The sequence below is a fragment of the Microbacterium sp. Bi128 genome (assembly GCF_918698205.1).
In genome coordinates this window covers 1-19,494 of sequence record NZ_CAKKMM010000039.1, presented here as the reverse complement: position 1 = coordinate 19,494, position 19,494 = coordinate 1, and the positions used below count along the sequence as shown (strand labels likewise).

Annotated in this window: 20 protein-coding genes and 1 pseudogene; 14 read left to right on the top strand and 7 right to left on the bottom strand. The window is 70.4% G+C overall.

Going from position 1 to position 19,494, the window contains the following annotated elements; all coding sequences use genetic code 11:
* Positions 1-527 (bottom strand): RNA polymerase sigma factor (locus LQV45_RS05495; RefSeq protein ID WP_230006115.1); only part of this gene is annotated, 527 nt, incomplete at its 3' end.
* 154 nt (positions 528-681) lie between these two features.
* Between LQV45_RS05495 and LQV45_RS05490 the strand changes: the two genes are divergently transcribed.
* Positions 682-1,746, top strand: a complete 1,065-nt coding sequence (locus LQV45_RS05490) for a TerC family protein (protein WP_230006114.1) — start codon at positions 682-684, stop codon at positions 1,744-1,746.
* Between the two features lie 30 nt (positions 1,747-1,776).
* On the opposite strand, the gene LQV45_RS05485 is transcribed toward LQV45_RS05490, so the two are convergent.
* Both LQV45_RS05485 and LQV45_RS05480 read right to left on the bottom strand, forming a co-directional pair.
* A complete protein-coding gene (locus LQV45_RS05485) occupies positions 1,777-3,090 on the bottom strand; it encodes an LLM class flavin-dependent oxidoreductase (protein ID WP_230006113.1) in 1,314 nt (437 codons plus the stop codon).
* Complete coding sequence (locus LQV45_RS05480) at positions 3,087-4,436, bottom strand: O-acetylhomoserine aminocarboxypropyltransferase/cysteine synthase family protein (RefSeq protein WP_230006112.1); 1,350 nt, start codon at positions 4,434-4,436, stop codon at positions 3,087-3,089. The genes LQV45_RS05485 and LQV45_RS05480 overlap by 4 nt, the downstream gene beginning before the upstream one ends.
* A gap of 233 nt (positions 4,437-4,669) precedes the next feature.
* On the opposite strand from LQV45_RS05480, the gene leuC reads away from it, so the two are divergent.
* From leuC to LQV45_RS05450, 6 genes are all read left to right on the top strand, one after another.
* Positions 4,670-6,151 carry a 3-isopropylmalate dehydratase large subunit gene (leuC, locus tag LQV45_RS05475; RefSeq protein ID WP_230006111.1) on the top strand — a complete coding sequence of 494 codons (1,482 nt, stop codon included), beginning with the start codon at positions 4,670-4,672 and terminating at the stop codon, positions 6,149-6,151.
* Position 6,152: 1 nt separating this feature from the next.
* The gene (gene leuD, locus LQV45_RS05470) at positions 6,153-6,749 is read left to right on the top strand and encodes a 3-isopropylmalate dehydratase small subunit (RefSeq protein WP_230006110.1); all 597 of its coding nucleotides are present in this window, start codon (positions 6,153-6,155) and stop codon (positions 6,747-6,749) included.
* A 63-nt stretch (positions 6,750-6,812) separates the two neighbouring features.
* Positions 6,813-8,186 (top strand): UDP-N-acetylglucosamine 1-carboxyvinyltransferase, encoded by a 1,374-nt coding sequence (murA, locus tag LQV45_RS05465; protein ID WP_230006109.1) that lies wholly within the window; start codon positions 6,813-6,815, stop codon positions 8,184-8,186.
* Positions 8,187-8,189: 3 nt separating this feature from the next.
* Positions 8,190-8,930: a 1-acyl-sn-glycerol-3-phosphate acyltransferase gene (locus LQV45_RS05460; protein ID WP_230006108.1), complete on the top strand. Its 741-nt coding sequence runs from the start codon at positions 8,190-8,192 to the stop codon at positions 8,928-8,930.
* A complete protein-coding gene (locus tag LQV45_RS05455; RefSeq protein WP_230006107.1) occupies positions 8,920-10,056 on the top strand; it encodes an NAD(P)H-dependent glycerol-3-phosphate dehydrogenase in 1,137 nt (378 codons plus the stop codon). The genes LQV45_RS05460 and LQV45_RS05455 overlap by 11 nt, the downstream gene beginning before the upstream one ends.
* On the top strand, positions 9,956-11,041 hold the full coding sequence (locus LQV45_RS05450; RefSeq protein WP_230006106.1) for a D-alanine--D-alanine ligase family protein: 1,086 nt from the start codon (positions 9,956-9,958) through the stop codon (positions 11,039-11,041). Before LQV45_RS05455 ends, LQV45_RS05450 begins: the two co-directional genes overlap by 101 nt.
* Positions 11,042-11,056: 15 nt before the next feature.
* Here the strand turns inward: LQV45_RS05450 and LQV45_RS05445 are convergent, their stop codons facing one another.
* The gene (locus tag LQV45_RS05445) at positions 11,057-11,563 is read right to left on the bottom strand and encodes a DUF3515 family protein (RefSeq protein ID WP_230006105.1); all 507 of its coding nucleotides are present in this window, start codon (positions 11,561-11,563) and stop codon (positions 11,057-11,059) included.
* Between the two features lie 25 nt (positions 11,564-11,588).
* Between LQV45_RS05445 and thiL the strand changes: the two genes are divergently transcribed.
* Positions 11,589-12,581, top strand: coding sequence for a thiamine-phosphate kinase (gene thiL, locus LQV45_RS05440; RefSeq protein WP_230006104.1), 993 nt, complete (start codon positions 11,589-11,591; stop codon positions 12,579-12,581).
* Between the two features lie 13 nt (positions 12,582-12,594).
* On the opposite strand, the gene LQV45_RS05435 is transcribed toward thiL, so the two are convergent.
* Positions 12,595-13,158: an RsmD family RNA methyltransferase gene (locus LQV45_RS05435; protein ID WP_230006103.1), complete on the bottom strand. Its 564-nt coding sequence runs from the start codon at positions 13,156-13,158 to the stop codon at positions 12,595-12,597.
* 49 nt (positions 13,159-13,207) lie between these two features.
* Here LQV45_RS05435 and LQV45_RS05430 point away from each other — a divergent pair, with 49 nt between their 5' ends.
* The 6 genes from LQV45_RS05430 (at position 13,208) to mutM (ending at position 18,300) form a co-directional block, all read left to right on the top strand.
* Positions 13,208-15,370, top strand: coding sequence for an ATP-dependent DNA helicase RecG (locus LQV45_RS05430; RefSeq protein ID WP_230006102.1), 2,163 nt, complete (start codon positions 13,208-13,210; stop codon positions 15,368-15,370).
* Between the two features lie 16 nt (positions 15,371-15,386).
* A complete protein-coding gene (coaD, locus tag LQV45_RS05425; RefSeq protein WP_138174342.1) occupies positions 15,387-15,884 on the top strand; it encodes a pantetheine-phosphate adenylyltransferase in 498 nt (165 codons plus the stop codon).
* Between the two features lie 135 nt (positions 15,885-16,019).
* Positions 16,020-16,514 carry a DUF177 domain-containing protein gene (locus tag LQV45_RS05420; RefSeq protein WP_230006116.1) on the top strand — a complete coding sequence of 165 codons (495 nt, stop codon included), beginning with the start codon at positions 16,020-16,022 and terminating at the stop codon, positions 16,512-16,514.
* Between the two features lie 2 nt (positions 16,515-16,516).
* Positions 16,517-16,726 (top strand): 50S ribosomal protein L32, encoded by a 210-nt coding sequence (gene rpmF / locus LQV45_RS05415; RefSeq protein WP_013586329.1) that lies wholly within the window; start codon positions 16,517-16,519, stop codon positions 16,724-16,726.
* Positions 16,727-16,736: 10 nt separating this feature from the next.
* The gene (gene rnc, locus LQV45_RS05410) at positions 16,737-17,417 is read left to right on the top strand and encodes a ribonuclease III (protein ID WP_230006101.1); all 681 of its coding nucleotides are present in this window, start codon (positions 16,737-16,739) and stop codon (positions 17,415-17,417) included.
* The gene (gene mutM, locus LQV45_RS05405; protein WP_230006100.1) at positions 17,410-18,300 is read left to right on the top strand and encodes a bifunctional DNA-formamidopyrimidine glycosylase/DNA-(apurinic or apyrimidinic site) lyase; all 891 of its coding nucleotides are present in this window, start codon (positions 17,410-17,412) and stop codon (positions 18,298-18,300) included. Before rnc ends, mutM begins: the two co-directional genes overlap by 8 nt.
* Positions 18,301-18,397: 97 nt before the next feature.
* Here mutM and LQV45_RS05400 read toward each other — a convergent pair whose 3' ends face one another.
* On the bottom strand, positions 18,398-18,817 hold the full coding sequence (locus tag LQV45_RS05400; RefSeq protein ID WP_230006099.1) for a hypothetical protein: 420 nt from the start codon (positions 18,815-18,817) through the stop codon (positions 18,398-18,400).
* A gap of 354 nt (positions 18,818-19,171) precedes the next feature.
* Positions 19,172-19,494 (bottom strand): annotated as a pseudogene (locus LQV45_RS05395) (GNAT family N-acetyltransferase); the annotation flags it as partial.

Genomic DNA, 19,494 nt, shown 5'->3' with positions numbered 1-19,494 from the left:
GCGCGCACCCGGGAACGGATGCGGGAGAGGCGGTTGCGCACGGTGCCGTGGGACACCCCCAGGGACTCCGCCGCCGCTTGATAGCCGTAGCCTTCGGCGGCGCAGAGTCGGAAGATCTCCCGGTCGAGTTCGCCGAGCCCTTCGACGGCGGCGAGGATCGCTCCGACCGTCTCGGCCTCGACGACCTGCTTCTCGACGTCGACGATCGCGGGGATGCTCTCGTCGAGCTCGGCGGTCGCTCCGTGTCGACGCCGCGACCGCAGCCGGTTCTGCGCCTGCAGGCGGCACACCGTCGCGAGCCACGGCAGCAGGGACGCGCCCTCCAGTCGAAGCTGCGGAATCTTCCGCCAGGCGACGACGAACGTCTCCTGCACGACATCCTCCGCGTCGTTCTCGTCGTGGACGAGCCCGAAGGCGATCCAGTACACCGGCCGCGCGTAGGCGCGATAGAGCGCCCGGAACGCCACCTCCGACCCGCCGGCGGCGCGCGCAACCAGCGCCCTGTCGTCGATCACGTCGTCGGTCATGGCATCCGTTCTTCCTGTCGGGCACCCGTGTGAGCACTCTCTCACTCAGAGGTGTCCGCGCGCGCCGGATCGTCTCACGCCGATCGTCGGCCGGGATGCCGGGCACCCGGGCCGGCGGATAGACTTCAGCGTTTCCCCCGACGAAAGGCCCGCCATGGAGCTGCAGCTGGATCCGGTGTTCCAGACCGTCACACTCGTGGTGCTGGTGTTGATCCTGGCCGCGGATCTGCTCATCATCCTCGCGCGACCCCACATCCCCTCTCCGAAGGAATCGACGCTCTGGGTGGTGTTCTACGTCGTGCTGGCGCTGGCCTTCGCGGGCGTCCTGGCGATTGCGGCCGGGGGAGAGGTCGCGGGCCAGTTCGTCGCGGGCTGGCTCACCGAATACAGCCTGTCGATCGACAACCTCTTCGTCTTCGTCCTGATCATGGGCCAGTTCGCGGTACCGCGCCGGTATCAGCAGGAAGTGCTGATGGTGGGCATCATCATCGCCCTGATCCTGCGCGGCGCGTTCATCCTCGTCGGGGCCACGATCATCGAGAACTTCAGCCCGATCTTCTATCTCTTCGGCGCGTTCCTGATCTACACGGCGATCCGGCAGGCATTCCCCGGCGATGACCACGACGACGACACCCAGAAAGAGAACCTCGTCGTCCGGATGCTGCGCCGGGTGCTGCCCATCAGCGACACCTACGACGGCAAGAAGGTCCTCACGCGGGTGGGTGGCAAGCGCGTCTTCACGCCGATGATCATCGTCTTCGCGGCGATCGGTGTCACCGACCTGCTGTTCGCCATCGACTCGATCCCGGCGATCTTCGGCATCACGCAGAGCCCGTTCATCGTGTTCACGGCGAACCTCTTCGCCCTCATGGGCCTGCGCCAGCTGTACTTCCTGCTCGGCGACCTGCTCGAACGTCTGCGGTTCCTGCACTACGGCATCGCGTTCATCCTCGCGTTCATCGGCGTGAAGCTCGTGCTGCACGCGATGCACGTGAACGAGCTGCCGTTCCTCAACGGCGGCGAGCCGATCGAGTGGGCGCCCGAGATCTCGACGTGGGTCTCGCTCGCGGTGATCGTGCTGTCGATGGCTGTCGCCACGATCGCGAGCCTCGTCGTTTCGCGTCGCGAACCCGCCGCGGCAGGCCCGCGGGACGCGGCCGCGCGGGTCGCCGACGAGAAGGGCACGCCTCCGACGGTGGAGCAGCCGGACCGCGACTGAGGTTCTGTGCGCGGAGCGCGGCGTCGCCGGTCAGAACGCGTGCAGGTTGCCGCGCAGGCCGCCCTCGACGTATTCCTCGCGCAGGATGCCGCGGCGCCGCAGGATCGGCACGAGATCGTCGAGTATTCGGTGCACGGTGACGGGGTGCAGATCGCCCCACAGCAGCACTCCGTCGTTGCCCCAGTCGCCGAGCTGCTCGATGCGGTCCGCGAACTCGTCGGCCGTGCCGACGAAACCGGACCCGTCGCTCAGTCGCCCCAGGCGGGCGTGCGCGGCGAGGATCGCGCGGAGCGGCGCGTCGGGCTCGTGCGCCCCGACCAGTCGTCGGATGCTGCCCTCGGACACGTGCTCGCCGAAGATCGTGCGGTCCAGCGGGGCGTCGAGGTCGAGCCCGGTGAGGTCGGTTTCGAGGTCGCTGGACTGCTTGCGGGCGATGGCCGACAGCGCGGCCTCGTCGGGGTGCGCGGATGCCGCGACGAGCCGATCGGCTTCCTCCGCCGACGACACGAGCACCGGCTGGATGGCGAAGAGGATCTTGATGTCGTGGGGCGAACGTCCGGCGGCCTCGGCGGCGGCGTGGATGCGTCCGCGATAGGCGCGGATGCTCTTCTCGTCGAGGGGCGCGAGCGCCAACTGGACGTCGGAGTTCGCGCCGGCGAACGCCAGTCCGCGGCCGGAGCCACCGGGCGAGACGATCGCGGGCTCGCCGTCGGTGAACGGCACCGCGTTCAGCGGGCCGTCGAAGCCGAAGTACTCGCCGCGGTGCTGCGCCGCGGCCAGGCGCGTGCCGTCGGCGTACACGCCGGACTCCTCGTCCTCGACGAGCGCTCCCTCACCCCAGCTGCGCCAGAGCGTCCGCAGCCCGTCGAGCCATTCCTCGGCTCGGTCGTACGCGGCGTCGTGCCCGAGCTGCGGTGCCGTGGAGAAGTGTCGCGCGCTGCCGGTGTCGGTCACGACGTTGAGTCCGAGGCGGTGGCCGCTCAAGTGCTGGAGCGTGGCGAACTGCCGGGCGGCGGTGTACGGGAGGTACGCGGCCGGGTTGACCGTCGGCACGACGCCGAGGTGCCGGGTCGCGGCGAAGAGGTAGGGGGCCAGCAGGAGCGGATCGTGCTTGGGGCCACCGAAGGCGTGCCGGACGCGGAGATCGATCGTCTCGGCGCTGCCGAGTGACGGCGCGTCCTCGATGATGAGCAGGTCGAACCCGGCCTGCTCGAGCGTGCGCGCGGAGTCCTGGTACAGACCGGGTTCGGTCCAGCGGTGGTTCCACCGCAGGTACGGGTGCCCCCACCCGTGCGGGCCGAAGCCGCGAGCGAGGAACCACCCGAAGTGCTGCAGACGGCTCACAGGACGACGACCTCTCGCACGACGCCGTGCTCGGCGGCATCCGTCTCGTCCACCGGTGGGAGGGATGCCAGTCCCTCGAGAGCCTGGCGCAGGTCGGCGAGGATGTCGTCGATGTCCTCGATCCCGATCGAGAGGCGGATCGTCCCCGGGAAGACTCCGGCCCGCTCGCGTTCGGGCACCGTGCGGCCCGCGTGGCTGGTGCTTTGGGGGTGCAGGACGAGCGAGCGCACGTCGCCGAGGTGGGTCATGTGCGTGATCAGACGCACCGATTGCACGACGTGCCGCGCCGCCTCGAGCCCGCCGCGGAGGGTCACGGTGAACACCGAGCCGCTGCCGCGCGTGAGGTAGCGCCGCCCCCGCTCGTGGTGCGGGTGGGAGGGGAGGCCGACGTAGTCGACGCGCTCGATCTCGGGACGCCCCTCGAGCCACCGGGCGACCGCGAGCGCGTTGGCGGATTGCCGCTCGACGCGCAGGCTCAGCGTCTCGACGCCCTGGCCGATGAGGAAGGCGTTCAGCGGCGACGGCGACGGGCCGAAACGTGGGGCGACGCTCTCACGGAAGTACGCTCCGCGCGCCCGGGGCCCGTGCTTCTCGGCATAGCTCGCGCCGCCGAGGCGGTCGGCGCCGACGAGGTGCGGGAACAGGTGCCCGGATGCCGCGGCGTCGAAGCGTCCGTCGTCGACGATGACGCCGCCGAGGACCGCACCCTGGCCGGCGAGGAACTTGCTCGCCGAATGCACCACGACGGCCGCGCCGTGCTCGATCGGCCGCAGCAGGTACGGCGTCGTGAAGGTGCTGTCGACGACGAGCGGGATGCCGTACTCCGCACCGATCGCAGCGACGGCGCCGACGTCGAGAACGTGATTGCGGGCGTTGGAGAGCGTCTCGGCGAACAGCGCCTTCGTGCGCGGGGTGATCGCGGCTCGCCACGCGTCGAGGTCGTCGGTGTCGACGAAGGTCGTCTCGATGCCCAGACGCGCGAGGTTGTCCAGGAGCAGTCCGCGCGTGCCTTCGTAGATGTGCTCCGAGACGACGAGGTGGTCGCCCGCACCAGCGAGCCCGAGGAGCGCGACGGTGACGGCCGCCTGGCCGCTCGAGACGAGGATCGCCTGGTCTCCGCCTTCGAGCGAAGCGAGGCGTTCTTCGACGGCCTGCACGGTGGGGTTGCCCGTACGGGTGTACCCGAAGCCGCTGCCGGTGGAGAAGTGGGCTGCCGACTCGTCGAGATCCGAGAACGTGAAGCCCGCCGTGAGGTAAATGGGCGTGGCCCGGGGCGATGCGGGGGCGGCGGACGAGCCCACGTGCACCTGACGGGTCGAGAAACCGGTGTCTTCCTGTGCGCCCATGCGGGACTCTCCTTCCAACGGCGGTGGCGACAGGCTCGCACGGCGACCCGACCGCCACCCAAACGTGCGGCGCCGTGTTACGCGGAGGGGCGTGCTCGGCCCGGTGGTATCGTGGCGACGTGCGGATCGCCGGCCTCCTCCTTAGCGGCCGCGACGAGACCTTGTTCTAGGCCTTTCTCGTCGCGGAGTTCGTCGCGGGCCTCACATCCCATCCGAGGAGAAACGCAAGTCTCATGAGCACGACATCGATCGACGGCATCCACATTCCCGATCGCCCGCGGACCCTGGCCGAGAAGGTCTGGGACGACCACCTGGTCGTCAAGGGCGAGAACGGCCAGCCCGACCTCATCTACATCGACCTGCACCTGGTCCACGAGGTCACGAGTCCGCAGGCCTTCGACGGCCTGCGCGCCGAGGGCCGCCCGGTCCGGCGTCTCGATCTCACGATCGCGACCGAGGACCACAACACCCCGACGCTCGATATCGACAAGCCGATCGCCGACCTCACCAGTCGCACCCAGATCGAGACGCTGCGCCGCAACGCCGCCGAGTTCGACGTCCGCATCCACTCGCTGGGCGACAAGGAGCAGGGGATCGTGCACGTCGTCGGTCCGCAGCTGGGTCTGACGATGCCCGGCATCACCGTCGTCTGCGGCGACAGCCACACCTCGACGCACGGCGCGTTCGGGGCCATGGCCTTCGGTATCGGCACGAGCGAGGTCGAGCACGTCCTGGCGACCCAGACGCTGCCCCTCAAGCCCTTCAAGACGATGGCGATCACCGTCGAGGGAGAGCTGAAGCCCGGCGTCACCGCGAAGGACATCATCCTCGCGATCATCGCCAAGATCGGCGCGAACGGCGGCCAGGGCTACGTCCTGGAGTTCCGCGGCAGCGCGATCCGCTCCCTCTCGATGGAGGGGCGCATGACGATGTGCAACATGTCGATCGAAGCCGGTGCTCGCGCCGGCATGATCGCCCCCGACGAGACGACCTTCGCCTACGTCAAGGACAAGCCGCACGCCCCGCAGGGTCAGGACTGGGACGACGCCGTCGCCTACTGGCGCACGCTCCCCAGCGACGAGGGCGCCGTCTACGACGCCGAGGTGTTCCTGGATGCCGCCGAGCTCGAGCCCTTCGTCACGTGGGGAACGAACCCCGGTCAGGGCGTTTCGCTCTCGGACGTCGTGCCGACCCCGGCCGACATCATCGACGCGAACGAGCGCGCGGCCGCCGAGCGGGCCCTGGAGTACATGGACCTGCAGGCCGGGACCCCGATGAAGGACATCCCCGTGGATGCCGTCTTCATGGGCTCCTGCACGAACAGCCGCATCGAAGACCTACGGGCGTTCGCGTCCGTCATCCAGGGCCGCACGAAGGCGGAGAACGTCCGTGTCATGGTCGTGCCCGGCTCGGCGCGCGTGCGCCTGGAAGCCGAGGCGGAGGGTCTCGACAAGGTGTTCACCGCGTTCGGGGCCGAGTGGCGCTTCGCGGGCTGCTCGATGTGCCTGGGCATGAACCCCGACCAGCTCGCACCGGGCGAGCGGTGCGCGTCGACGTCGAACCGCAACTTCGAGGGGCGTCAGGGCAAGGGCGGACGCACCCACCTGGTCTCGCCGCTCGTGGCAGCGGCGACCGCGGTCCGCGGGACCCTCTCGAGCCCCGCCGACCTCGATCCGCTGCCCGCGGAGACCGTTTCGACCGGGGCGGAGGCCTGACATGGAGAAGTTCCACACGCACACCGGAATCGTCGCGCCACTGAAGCGGTCCGCCGTCGACACCGACCAGATCATCCCCGCCGTGTACCTCAAGCGCGTCACCAAGACCGGCTTCGAGGACGCGCTGTTCGCCAACTGGCGCCAGGATCCCGCGTTCGTGCTGAACCAGGACGCCTACCGCTCGGCATCCGTGCTCGTCGCCGGCCCCGACTTCGGCACCGGCTCCAGCCGCGAACACGCCGTGTGGGCCCTGCGCGACTACGGGTTCCGCGTCGTGCTGAGCCCGAAGTTCGCGGACATCTTCCGCGGCAACTCCGGCAAGCAGGGGCTCGTCACGGGCGTGATCTCGGAAGAGGACGTCGAGCGGCTCTGGGCGGCGGTCGAGGCGCAGCCGGGCGTCGAGATGACGGTCGACCTCGAGGCCAAGACCGCCACGCTCGGCGACCTCCGAGTCTCGTTCGAGATCGACGATTACACTAGGTGGCGGCTTCTCGAAGGGCTCGACGACATCGGGCTCACTCTGCGTGACGAAGACAAGATCGCACAGTTCGAGGCGCGCCGCGAGGCATGGCGGCCGCGGACCCTTCCGGTCCGCTAAGCCCGGCCGGCCCGATCGGGCCGTTCCGCCGCCCCTCGTCCACGAAGTGAGGTCCACCCCCCTATGAGCACACTCGTCACCGATTCCGGAGACCAGATCCCCGGACAGCCGGACTGGGAGGCGGCCGAGACCCTCGTGATCCGCGGCGGACGCCCGTTGCGCGGGACAGTTGAGGTCAAGGGGGCCAAGAACCTCGTCACGAAGGCGATGGTGGCGGCGCTCCTGGGCGACACCACCAGCACCCTGCGCGACGTCCCGATGATCAGCGACGTCAAGGTCGTGCGCTCGCTCCTCGAGGTGCACGGCGTCACCGTGACCGAAGGGGACGAAGAGGGAACGCTCCACCTCGACCCCTCGGGCGCGGTCGCCGCGCACTTCGAGGAGATCGACGCCCACGCCGGCGCGTCGCGCATTCCGATCCTCTTCTGCGGCCCGCTCCTGCACCTCCTCGGTGAGGCGCTCATCCCCGACCTCGGCGGATGCCGCATCGGTGACCGTCCCATCAACTTCCACATGGATGCGCTCCGCGCGTTCGGTGCCGTCGTCGACAAGAGCTACGAGGGCATCCGCATCACCGCCCCGAACGGGCTGCACGGCGCCAACATCACGCTGCCGTACCCGAGCGTGGGCGCGACCGAGCAGGTCCTGCTCACCGCCGTGCGCGCGAAGGGCGTCACGGAGCTGCGCAACGCCGCGATCGAGCCCGAGATCATGGATCTCATCGCGGTGCTGCAGAAGATGGGCGCGATCATCTCGTATGAGCCGAACCGCGTCATCTTCATCGAGGGTGTCGACCGTCTGGACGGCTACGACCACCGCGCGATCTTCGACCGCAACGAGGCCGCTTCGTGGGCGTGTGCGGCCCTCGCCACCGACGGTGAGATCTTCGCCAAGGGCGCGCGCCAGCAGGACATGCTGACGTTCCTCAACGTCTTCCGCAAGGCCGGCGGCTGGTTCGACGTCCGCGAGGACGGCATCCTGTTCCGCCGTGGCGGCGACCTCAAGCCCGTCATGGTCGAGACCGACGTGCACCCCGGCTTCATGACCGACTGGCAGCAGCCGCTCATCGTCGCCTTGACGCAGGCCCACGGCGTCTCTACCGTGCACGAGACGGTGTACGAGAACCGCCTCGGCTTCACCCAGGCGCTCAACAAGATGGGGGCCGACATCGTCGTGCACCCGAAGGGCCTGGACAGCGCCGACCGGCGCGTGCCGCGACGCGACCTCGAGCAGGCCGCCGTGATCACCGGCCCGACGCCCCTGCACGGCGCCGACGTCGAGGTACCCGACCTGCGTGGAGGCTACAGCTACGTCATCGCGGCCCTGGCTGCCGAGGGCGAGTCGACCGTGCGCAACATCGGCATCATCCGCCGCGGATACGAGAAGTTCCTCGAGAAGCTGACCGCTCTCGACGCCGACTTCGACGTCGTGGGCTGACCCGTGGCGGTCTCTCCGGAGAAGAGCCGGCCGAGTGCCTTCTGGCCTCTCGCCGCGATCGTGGTGCCGCTGGTGGGGCTGTTCGCGCGGATCGAGATGCGCGGCGTCGAGAACCTTCCGCGCGACGGCGCGTACGTGCTCGCCCCCAACCACAATTCGGAGTTCGACCCGCTCGTGGTCGCGGTGGCCGTGTGGCGCGCCGGACGCGCGCCGCGCTTCCTCGCCAAAGAGAGTCTGTTCCGCGTGCCGGTGCTCGGGGCCGCGCTCCGCGCGACGGGCATGGTCCCGGTGCCCCGGACCTCGACGAGCGCCAACCAGTCGATCACGGCCGCTCAAGAGATCGCCCGCGACGGCCGCGGCGTGATCGTCTACCCCGAGGGGACGCTCACCCGCGACCCGGAGCTGTGGCCCATGCGCGGCAAGACCGGTGCGGTCCGCCTCGCCCTCGGCGGCGACCTGCCGTTGATCCCGATGGCGCAGTGGGGTGTGCAGGAGATCCTTCCCCGCTACGGCAAGCTGCGCTTTCCGCGCCGCTCGCGCGTGATCGTCGAGTTCGGCCCGGCGATCGATCTGTCCGAGCATCTGGCCACTCCCTTGCAGCCGGCGACCCTGACGCGCGCCACCGATACGCTCATGGCGCGCATCGCCGAGATGCTGTCGGGACTGCGCGGTCTTCCCGCACCGGCTGAGCGCTGGAACCCGTCGCAGCACGGGCAGAACGAAACGGGGCGCCTTGAGTCGTAAGAGCGAGGCCCCCGGGCCCAAGGTCGCCGTCATCGGTGCGGGCAGCTGGGGCACGACCTTCGGCAAGATCCTCGCCGACGGCGGGGCGTCCGTCGTGATGTGGGCCCGTCGGCCCGAGTTGGCCGCCGATATCACCGAATCCAAGCGCAACAGCCGGTACCTGTCCGGGATCAACCTGCCGCGGACGATGACCGCGACCACGAGCCTCGCGGAGGCCCTCGACGGCGCGGAGCAGGTGTACCTGTCGATCCCGAGCCAGGCGCTGCGCGAGAACCTCGCCGCCGTGAAGCCGCTCGTCGCGCACACCGACGCGCCGATCGTGTCGTTGATGAAGGGCGTCGAGAAGTCGTCCGGGCTGCGGATGAGCCAGGTCATCGAACAGGTGCTCCTGTGCGACCCGAGCCGCGTCGCGGTGGCATCCGGCCCCAACCTCGCGCTCGAGATCGCGCGCGAGCAGCCGACGGCCGCCGTCATCAGCTCCTTGAGCCCCGAGACGGCCGAGGCCGTAGCCCGGCGCGCGCGCAACCGCTACTTCCGGTCCTTCGTGAACACCGACGTCATCGGCACCGAGTTCGGCGGTGTGCTGAAGAACCTGATCGCGGTCGCGATCGGCATCGTCGACGGCGTCGGGTACGGCGAGAACACCAAGGCCTCGATCATCACGCGCGGACTGGTCGAGATGACGGACTTCGCGGTGGCACAGGGCGCCCAGCCCGAGACGCTGCAGGGGCTCGCGGGCCTCGGCGACCTGATCGCCACGTGCCAGTCGCCGCTCAGCCGCAACAACACCGCCGGGCGCCTGCTCGGCCAGGGCTACGGCTATCAGGACGTGGTCAAGCAGATGCAGCAGACCGCCGAGGGCTTGGCATCCGTCGCCCCGGTCCTGCAGCTCGCGCGCGAGGTCGGCGTCGACATGCCGATCGTGCGCCAGGTGAAGATGGTGCTCGACGGCACCATGGATCCGCGCGACATCGCGCCCCATCTCACGACCGACGACGACCAGCCGCAGGGCGAGAGGACGCAGAATGACCAGACCGGCGGTGGTGGTGCTCTTCGGCGGGCGCTCCAGCGAGCATTCGATCAGTTCCGCCACGGCGGGAGGGGTGCTGCGGGCGATCGATCGTGAGCGCTTCCGCGTGATCCCGGTCGGGATCACGCGTGACGGTGCGTTCGTCCTCGAAGACGACGACCCCGACAAGTTCGCGCTCATCCCCGACGCCCTCCCCGAGGTCGTCGACAACGGGAGCCGCGTGCGTCTGCCGGAGTCGGTGCTCTCGCGCGAGTGGACCGTGACGGATGCCGCGGGCGAGCGCTCCCTCGGCGAGGTCGACGTCGTCCTGCCGATCCTGCACGGCCGCTTCGGCGAGGACGGCACGGTCCAGGGACTCCTCGAGCTCCTCGGCATCCCGTACGCCGGCGGCGGCGTGCTCATGTCGGCGATCGGCATGAACAAGCACGTGACCAAGCGCGTGCTGCGCTCGGCCGGCGTGCCGGTGGTGCCGTGGGTCGCCGTGACGCGCGCGGATCTCGCGCGCGATCGCGACCTGTGGGAGCGTCGCATCCGCGCGCTCGACCTGCCGGTTTTCGTCAAGCCGAACGAAGCGGGCTCGAGTGTCGGCGTGACGAAGGTCTCGCGCTGGGAAGACCTGGATGCCGCCCTCGAGACGGCGTTCGCCGAGGACCGTCTGGCTCTGGTCGAGCAGGCCATCGTGGGCCGCGAGCTGGAGTGCGGTGTGCTGCCCGGCCGCGACGGCGGACCGGTGCGCGTGAGCGTGGCCGGCGAGATCGTCGTCACGGGCCGGGAGTTCTACGACTTCGAGGCGAAGTACCTCGACGCCCCGGGTGTCGATCTCGTGTGCCCCGCCGACCTGCGCGACGGCGAGCTCGCCGAGATGCAGCGGATCGCGGCGCAGGCGTTCGAGGCGCTCGGCGGCGAGGGACTCGCGCGGGTCGACTTCTTCTACACGGGGACGGACTTCTACGTGAACGAGGTGAACACGATGCCGGGGTTCACCCCGATCTCGATGTTCCCCACGTGCTGGATCGCCTCGGGGCTGTCGTACCCCGAGCTGATCAGCGACCTCCTCGACGCCGCCCTCGATCGAGACTGACGCGCCCCGAGAGGCTTACGGTGCGGGCGTCGGCGCCGGCGTCTGCAGGTCGGATGCCGAACTGCACACCGATCCGGTCGCGGGCAGGTAGTCGCGGATGAGCGGCGCGAGGGCCTGAGCGATGTCGGCGCTGCTCGCCTCGGCGTAATCGAGGTAGATCTGCACGGCGGGCTCCCGCCCGAACGTCGTGAGCGTGTACCGGTTCTGGTCGGCCTGCGACTCGTCGACGAGCCAATCCACGCCGTCGAACGGGCGGCAGGGGAGCGTCGAGGGTCCGGGTGCCTCGAGCCCGCACGTGAGGAGGATGCTCGCCGGATCGCCCCAGGCCCCGGTCGCCTGCGCGTCGGTCCAGCGGCGCTCCTGCCCCGAGATGCTCTGGGGCAGGCGCGAGATGATCTCGGCGCACGCGGGGTCGTTCGCGCCCTTGGCCGGCTGCATCGCAACCGTCGTGCTGCACGCGGCGAGTCCCGGCAGCAGAGCGAGGACGGCGATCAGCGCGAGGGAGCGAAGGGAGCGGGGCACCCCTCCAGGCTAATAGCGTGGGGAGGTGACCGACGCCGAGACCACCGTGGGAGAACTGTCCGAGGGGCAGGTGCTCCGCGGCATCCTGGACCGCCTTCCCGCTTCGACCGCGCTCATCGGGCCCGGCGACGACGCCGCGGTGCTCGCCATGCCCGACGGGCGGGTCGTCGCCACGACCGACACGCTCGTGCACGGTCCGGACTTCCGGTTGGCCTGGTCGTCGGCGTTCGACCTGGGGTACAAGTCGGCGGCGGTGAATCTCGCCGACGTCGCGGCGATGGGTGCGCGACCGGTCGCGCTGCTCGTCGCACTGGCGATGCCCGATGACACGCCGGTGTCGTTCGTCCGGGGTCTGGCGGACGGGCTGGCAGCGGCGTGCACCGACCTCGCGCCGGGCTGCGCGGTCGAGGGCGGGGACCTCACCGTCTCGGACACCCTGACCATCGCGGTCACGGCCCTCGGGAGCCTCGACTCTCGCGCTCCGGTGCGCCGTTCGGGTGCCCGGCCCGGCGACGCCGTGCACGTGATCGGCGAGCTGGGGGTGGCCGCACGGGGGCTCGACGTCCTGTTCTCGCGTTTCACGGATGCCGCGGGCGCTCCGGTGCCCATCACCGAGGCGGCACGCGCCGCCCTCGATGCCACCGACGCGCACGCCCTCGATCGCCAGTTGCGTCCGCGTCCGCCGATCGCCGATGCGCTGCGGGCCGCGGACGCTGGGGCGACGGCGATGATGGACGTCTCGGACGGACTCGCCCTGGATGCCACGCGCCTCGCCGACGCGTCGGGAGTGACGATCGCGTTCGATTCTGCGGCGCTCGGCGATGATCCTGCGCGAGCCCTGGGCGGGGGAGAGGACCACGGCTTCCTCGTGACGTTCCCCGCGGAGGCGTCCGGTCCGGGGCTCCGGGTCGGAACGGTGCGGGAGCGCGGCGAGGCGCCGGTGCTCGTGGACGAGCGCCCCTGGACGGGCCGCGCGGGGTGGGATCCCTACCGCGACTGGGACGCCGGACGCGGCTGATCTCCCGCCCGCGTCAGGCGGGCGGGCGGCCCCACCAGAGGGTGGTGTCGCCGTACGTGCGATCGCGCTCGGGCTCCAGCCCCGCGGCCGTCCACGCGGGGGCGGGGGAGCGCTTCGCGCGTTCCACGATCACGGCGGCCTCCGCGCTCAGCCGGGGAGCGAGAGCCGCGAGGACGCGGGTGATCTCGTCGTCGGTCACGTCGTAGGGCGGGTCGATGAAGACGAGGTCCCACTCCGCGGCCGAGCTCTCGAGATAGGTCGACACGTTGGCGCGGTGCACGCGGGCGGGCGCGGTCACTCCCGCGCTGCGCAGCCGGTCGGCGTTCTTGCGGATGAGAGCGGCGGCGGGGGCGGAGAGCTCGACCAGATCGGCGGAGGCCGCGCCGCGGCTGAGGCTCTCGAGGCCGAGGGCGCCCGAGCCGGCGTACAGGTCGAGCACGCGGCCCCCCGCGACGAGGTCCGCGGAGTCGAGCGCGCCGAAGAGCGACTCGCGCACGCGGTCGCTGGTGGGACGCGTTCCCTTCGCGGGGACGTCGAGGACCGTGCCGCCGGCGCGGCCGGAGATGATGCGGGTCACCGTCTCACCCTACAAACACGGTGTCCGAGGGCGTGCCTAGACTCGGAGCATGCCCGGACTCTCTCTGTCGTCGCGACTCGACGGGGCCGTGGGCGGCAAGACCGCTGCGGCCTTCGAGCGGGCGTTCGGCATGAAGACGGTCGGTGAGCTGCTCGAGCACTACCCGCGTCGCTACGCCCGACGCGGAGAGCTGACGCCGATCGCGCTCCTCCCGCTCGGTGAGCCCGTGACGATCGTGGCCGAGGTCGTCAGCGCCACCGAGCGTCGCATGCAGAACCGCCGCGGGTCGCTGCTCGAGGTGATCATCAGCGACGGCGACGGCCGTCTCTCGCTGACGTTCTTCAATCAGTCCTGGCGGCTGAAAGACCTGACGCCCGGGCGCCGGGGCATCTTCTCGGGCAAGGTGGGCGAGTACCGGCGGCAGACGCAACTGACGCACCCCGACTACGAGCTGTTCGACGAACTCGCCGAAGCGCGCGCCGAGGCCGAGGTCAACGCCAAGCGCCCCATTCCGATCTATCCCGCCACCAGCAGCGTGCCGAGCACCCTGGTGCAGAAGACCATCTCGCTCGTGCTCGACGCGCTCGGCGACGTCGACGATCCGCTGCCCGAAACGGTGCGCACCGCGCGCGGGCTGCTCGGTGCGCGCGCGGCGCTCGAACACATCCACCGCCCGTACCACGACGACGAGATCCCTCCCGCGGTCGAGACCCTGCGCATGCAAGAGGCGTTCGTGCTGCAGACCGCGCTGCTGCAGCAGCGTCAGTTCGTCCGGGCGCTGTCGGCGGCGAAACGCCCCGCTGCTCCCGGCGGCCTGCTCGAACGCTTCGACGCGATCCTGCCGTTCGCCCTCACACCCGATCAAGAGAGCGTCGGGGCGCAGATCGCCGACGACCTCGTCGGGGACTGGCCCATGAACCGTCTGGTGCAGGGCGAGGTCGGTTCGGGTAAGACCCTCGTCGCACTGCGGGCGATGCTGCAGGTGGCCGAGTCGGGCGGCCAATCGGCTCTCATCGCCCCGACCGAGGTGCTCGCCGCGCAGCACGTGCGTTCGATCGCGCGGATGCTGGGTCCCGAGCTCGCGCCCGAGCTCATGCCGACGATGCTCACCGGCCAGCTGCCCGCGGCCGAGCGGCGCCGGGCCGCACTGCGCGTCGCGTCCGGTCAGGCGCGGATCGTCGTGGGCACGCACGCGTTGCTGAGCGCCACGACCACGTTCGCCGACCTGGGATTCGTCGTCGTCGACGAGCAGCACCGGTTCGGCGTCGACCAGCGCGAGGCCCTCCGCGCCAAGGGCGACTCTCCGCACACTCTCGTGCTCACGGCCACGCCCATCCCGCGCACCGTCGCCATGACGGTGTTCGGCGACCTCGACGTGTCGACGATCCGCACGATGCCCGCCGGTCGCGCCGGCATCCAGACGTTCGTCGCCCCGCTGGCAGAGAAACCGGGCTGGTTCGCCCGGGTGTGGGATCGGGTCGCCGAAGAGGTCGCGCAGTCGCGCCAGGCGTTCGTGGTGTGCGCGGCGATCGACGCCGAGAAGCTCACTTCCGACGAGGTGGGCGATGAGCCGGCCGAGGGGGCCGCCGACACCCGCACGCGCTGGGGTGTGGTGCAGGTGGCCGCGCTGCTCGAGACTCTCCCGTCGTTCGCCGACATCCGCGTCGAGATCCTGCACGGCAAGATGCACGCCGACGAGAAGGATGCCGTGATGCAGGCGTTCGCGCGCGGCGACATCGACGTGCTCGTCGCGACCACCGTGATCGAGGTCGGCGTCGATGTGCCCAACGCGTCGACGATGGTGATCCTCGAGGCCGATCGCTTCGGCGTCTCGCAGCTGCACCAGTTGCGCGGTCGCGTCGGTCGCGGTGGGCTCCCCGGTCTGTGCCTGCTCGTGACCGAGGCCGCCCCCGGCTCGTCGTCGCGCTCGCGCGTCGAAGCGGTCGCGCGCACGCTCGACGGTTTCGAACTCGCCGAGGTCGACCTCGAGCTGCGGGGGGAGGGTGATGTGCTCGGGGACGCGCAGTCCGGTGTCCGGTCGTCGTTGCGTCTGCTGCGCGTCGTCACGGATGCCGAGCTCATCACCGATGCCCGCGCCGCCGCCGAGAAGATCCTCGCCGACGACCCCGCGCTGTTGCGGCACCCGGGCCTCGCCGCCGCTCTGGAACGTCGGGTGGGTGTGGAGGAGCGCGCGGCCCTGGCCAAGTCGTGATCGCTAGGGTGGAGTCATGACCCCGCGGATCGCTGTGGTGCCCGGATCGTTCGACCCCCCGACGTTGGGGCATCTCGACGTCATTCGTCGGGCCGCCGAGCTGTTCGATCAATTGCACGTGCTCGTGGTGCACAACCCCGGCAAAGAGGCGATGCTTCCGATCGCGCAGCGGCAGGCACTGCTGGAGCAGTCCATCGCCGACGCGCAGATCGAGGGTGACGTCATCGTCGCGTCGTGGAGCATGGGGCTGCTGGTCGACTACGCCACCGACGTGGGCGCGCGCGTGCTCGTCAAAGGCATCCGGTCCCAGGTCGACGTCGCCTACGAGACGCCCATGGCGATCGTCAACCGCGACCTCGCCCACGTCGAGACGGTGTTCTTGCTGCCCGATCCGTCGCACGCGCTGGTGTCCAGCTCGCTCGTGCGCCAGGTGGCGTCGCTCGGCGGCGACGTCTCGCCGTACGTGCCGCGCGCGGTCGCCCGTTTCCTCGACACCGGCGCCCGCGGGCTCTGACGCCCGCGCCCGCGCGCCCGCTCGGCCGCACGGCCCGCGCCCAGGGCCGCGCGGGTAGCATGGTCGACCGTGAGAACTCACCGTCCCGGCCCCTTCCAGCTCCCCGTGCGCGACATCGAGCGCCACCCCGGTGAGATGCGCGAGCACGAGCTCGACATCCCGACGCCCGAGAAGTGGGGCGAGGGTCTGCTGTCGATCGCCGCGGCCGAAGTGCTCGAGATCGACGTGCGTCTGGAGTCCGTCCACGAGGGCATCCTGGTCTCGGGAACGGTCGACACCACGGCCACCGGCGTGTGCGGTCGGTGCCTCATCGACATCACCGAGCCTGTCGAAGTCGAGTTCCAGGAACTTTTCGCGTATCCTGGGGACGAAGCGAACGACTTCGAAGTTCAAGACGACCACGTGGATCTTGAAAATCTGGTCCGGGATGCCATCGTCCTCTCGCTTCCGTTCCAGCCGGTGTGTCAGCCGGATTGCCTCGGGCTCGACCCGGTCACGGGTGAGAAGCTGACGGAGAGCGCCGGCGACACGGAGCAGACGCCCGCCGATCCTCGGTGGGCAGCGCTCCAGCAGTACACCCCAGACGACGGCGATGCGCTCCGCGCCGCCCCCAAGACAGAGAAGAGCTAGTCATGGCAGGTAACCCCCCGAAGCGGAAGGTCTCCCGCTCGAACACCCGCTCGCGTCGTGCGCAGTGGAAGGCCGAAGCCCCCGCGCTGGTCAAGACCATCGAGAACGGCAAAGTCGTCTACAGCCGCCCCCACCAGGCGAAGGTCGTCACCGACTCGCAGGGCACCGAGCTCTTCCTCGAGTACAAGGGCCGCAAGGTCGCCGACGTCTGATCAACGTCCGGTGACGCAAACAGCTGCGCTCATCGAGAAGCTCGGGGTCGACATCGACCCCGAGCTTCTTTCTCTTGCGCTGACCCATCGCTCGTTCGCGTACGAGAACGGCGCCATCCCGCACAACGAGCGCCTCGAGTTCCTCGGCGATTCCGTGCTCGGGCAGGCCGTGACCGTGCGTCTGTACACGGGACATCCCGACCTGGACGAGGGCAGCCTCGCGAAGCGCCGCGCCAGTGTCGTGTCGACCGTCGCGCTGGCCGAAGTCGCCCGCGGCATCGGTCTGGGCGACTACGTCCGCCTCGGTCGGGGCGAGATCCTCACCGGAGGCCGTGACAAGGACTCGATCCTGGCCGACACGATGGAGGCCGTGATCGGTGCGACCTACCTGTCCGCCGGTCCCGAGGCTGCCACGTCCCTGGTGCTGCGACTCGTCGAGCCGCTGCTGGCCGATCCCGATCGCTACGGCGCGGCGATGGATCCGAAGACGAGCCTGCAAGAGATCGCCGCCCGGCTGAGCCTGCACGCTCCGGTCTACGCCGTCGAGGCGACCGGCCCCGACCACGACCGCCGTTTCACGGCGACCGTCACGACGGGTGACGTCGTCACGCACGGGACGGGCTCCAGCAAGAAGCAGGCAGAAATGGCCGCGGCGCTCACCGCGTGGCGCGAGCTCAACGCCCGTGCCTGAGCTTCCCGAGGTCGAGGTCGTCCGCGCCGGTCTCGAACCCGCGGTCACCGGCGCTCTCATCGCCTCGGTCGACGTGCTCGACGAACGCGCGCTCACGCGCCATTCCGGCACCGCCGCGCACTTCGAGGCCGAGCTCACCGGCCGCCGCATCGACGCGGCGGTGCGTCGCGGCAAGTTCCTGTGGATGCCGCTAGGTTCCGACGACGCGATCGTCACGCACCTCGGCATGAGCGGGCAGATGCTGCTGCGCCTTCCCGGCGCTCCCGCCGAACGCCATGAGCGCGTTCGGATCGAGCTGGAACATCCCGAGCACGGACCGCTGTCGGTGGTGTTCGCCGATCAACGCACGTTCGGTTCGCTCGCGCTCGACGACCTCGTCGACACCCCGGATGCCGCTGCGGGCGGCCGCGGCTCGCTGCTCCCGCGCGTTCCGACGCAGGTCGCGCACATCGCCCGCGACCCGCTCGACCCGGCATTCGACGACGCGCGCTTCCGCGCGCGCCTGGAGCGCACGTCGTCGGGGATCAAGCGCGTGCTGCTCGATCAGACCGTCGCGAGCGGAATCGGCAACATCTACGCCGACGAGTCGCTGTGGGCGGCGCGCATCCACCCCGAGTCCGCGGCATCCGATCTTCCGACCCGCTCGGTGAACCGGCTGCTCGCCGAGGTGCGGGCGGTGCTCGAGAAGGCTCTGGCCGAGGGCGGGACGAGCTTCGACGCGCAGTACGTCAACGTGAACGGGCAGGCGGGGTACTTCGCCCACTCGCTGAGCGCCTACGGCCGCACGGGTCAGCCGTGCGCCCGCTGCGGCCGCCCGATCGTGCGCGTGAGCTTCATGAACCGCTCGTCCCACTTCTGCCCCCGCTGCCAGCGCGTGCGCTGACCGCCGTCGTGCCCGGCGCCGGCGGCGAGACTGCATCCGGCCGACGAACTCCCTGCAGACTGCGCGGGAATTGTCAGGCGGATGCAGTCTCGGCGGTTCAGGCCTCGCCCAGCACCTTTTGCCAGGCGCCCTCGTACGAGATCGGGACGAAGCCGATCGCCTCGTTGATCGACAGCATGGGCCGGTTCTCCTCGGCGTTGTACGTCATCACGCGCGGCGAACCGGGCACGGCCTCTCTCCATGAGAGCAGACCCGCGCACTTCACGAGCATGCCCAGGCGGTGTCCGCGGTGCGCGGCGACGACCAGGGTGTCCTCCTGGTTCGTCACGGCGGTGCGGTCCTTGCCGATGACGAGTTCGTTGAACGCCGCGAGCTCGCCGGTGTCGACGTGCTGTGCGACCGTCACGAGGAGATGGCGATCGGCATCGGTGTAGAGGCGTTCCCAGTCGGCGACGCGCGCGGCATCCCACTTCTCCTCATCGTGATCGAGACCCGCGGACGGGGCGTCGGTGATCATGCGCGCCTTCACGGCGGCGAAGGCGTCGACGAACTCCGGCGGGGTGGGCAGTGTCCACTGGATGACGCGGTAGCCGGCCGCCGCGGCCTCGGCGTCGGCGAGAAGGTCGCGTAGATGCGGCTCCGACCCCTCGAGGTCGAGGCGGCTCTGGCGGACGATCTGCTCCAGCGTGTACCCCGCCGCGAGGTAGAACTGCGCGGCGCGGTCGAGCGGGATGCGTCCGAATCCGGTCGGGGCGTCGAGGGACGGGCCCTCGGCGGCGGGGTGCTCGGCCCACGACTGCAGGATGGTGCGGCCGTGCTTGCGAGCCGTCCGCTCGATGAGGTCGTGGCCCGCGCGGCCGATCCCGCGGCCCTACGCGCTGCGGCGCAGCTCGATGAGCCAGAAGCCGGTGCGCGCGCCGTCCTCCTGCGGAAGGTCGAGGCCGACGCGGCCCACGACCTCGCCGTCGATGATGGCGAGCCACACCAGGCGCACTTGCGCCGCGGTCGGGCGGTAGACGGGCAGCAGCTCGTCGGCGGGCATCGCGTGGTCGTCGTGGCCGGCGATCTCGGCGTACACGAGGTTGCGCACGCGCGCCATCTCGCGGAAGTCGGCGGCGTCCGGGGCATCGATGGATGCCGGGATGTGCAGGGGGCGCAGCTCGAGGCCGGCCGGGAGGGTGGTCATGTCGGACC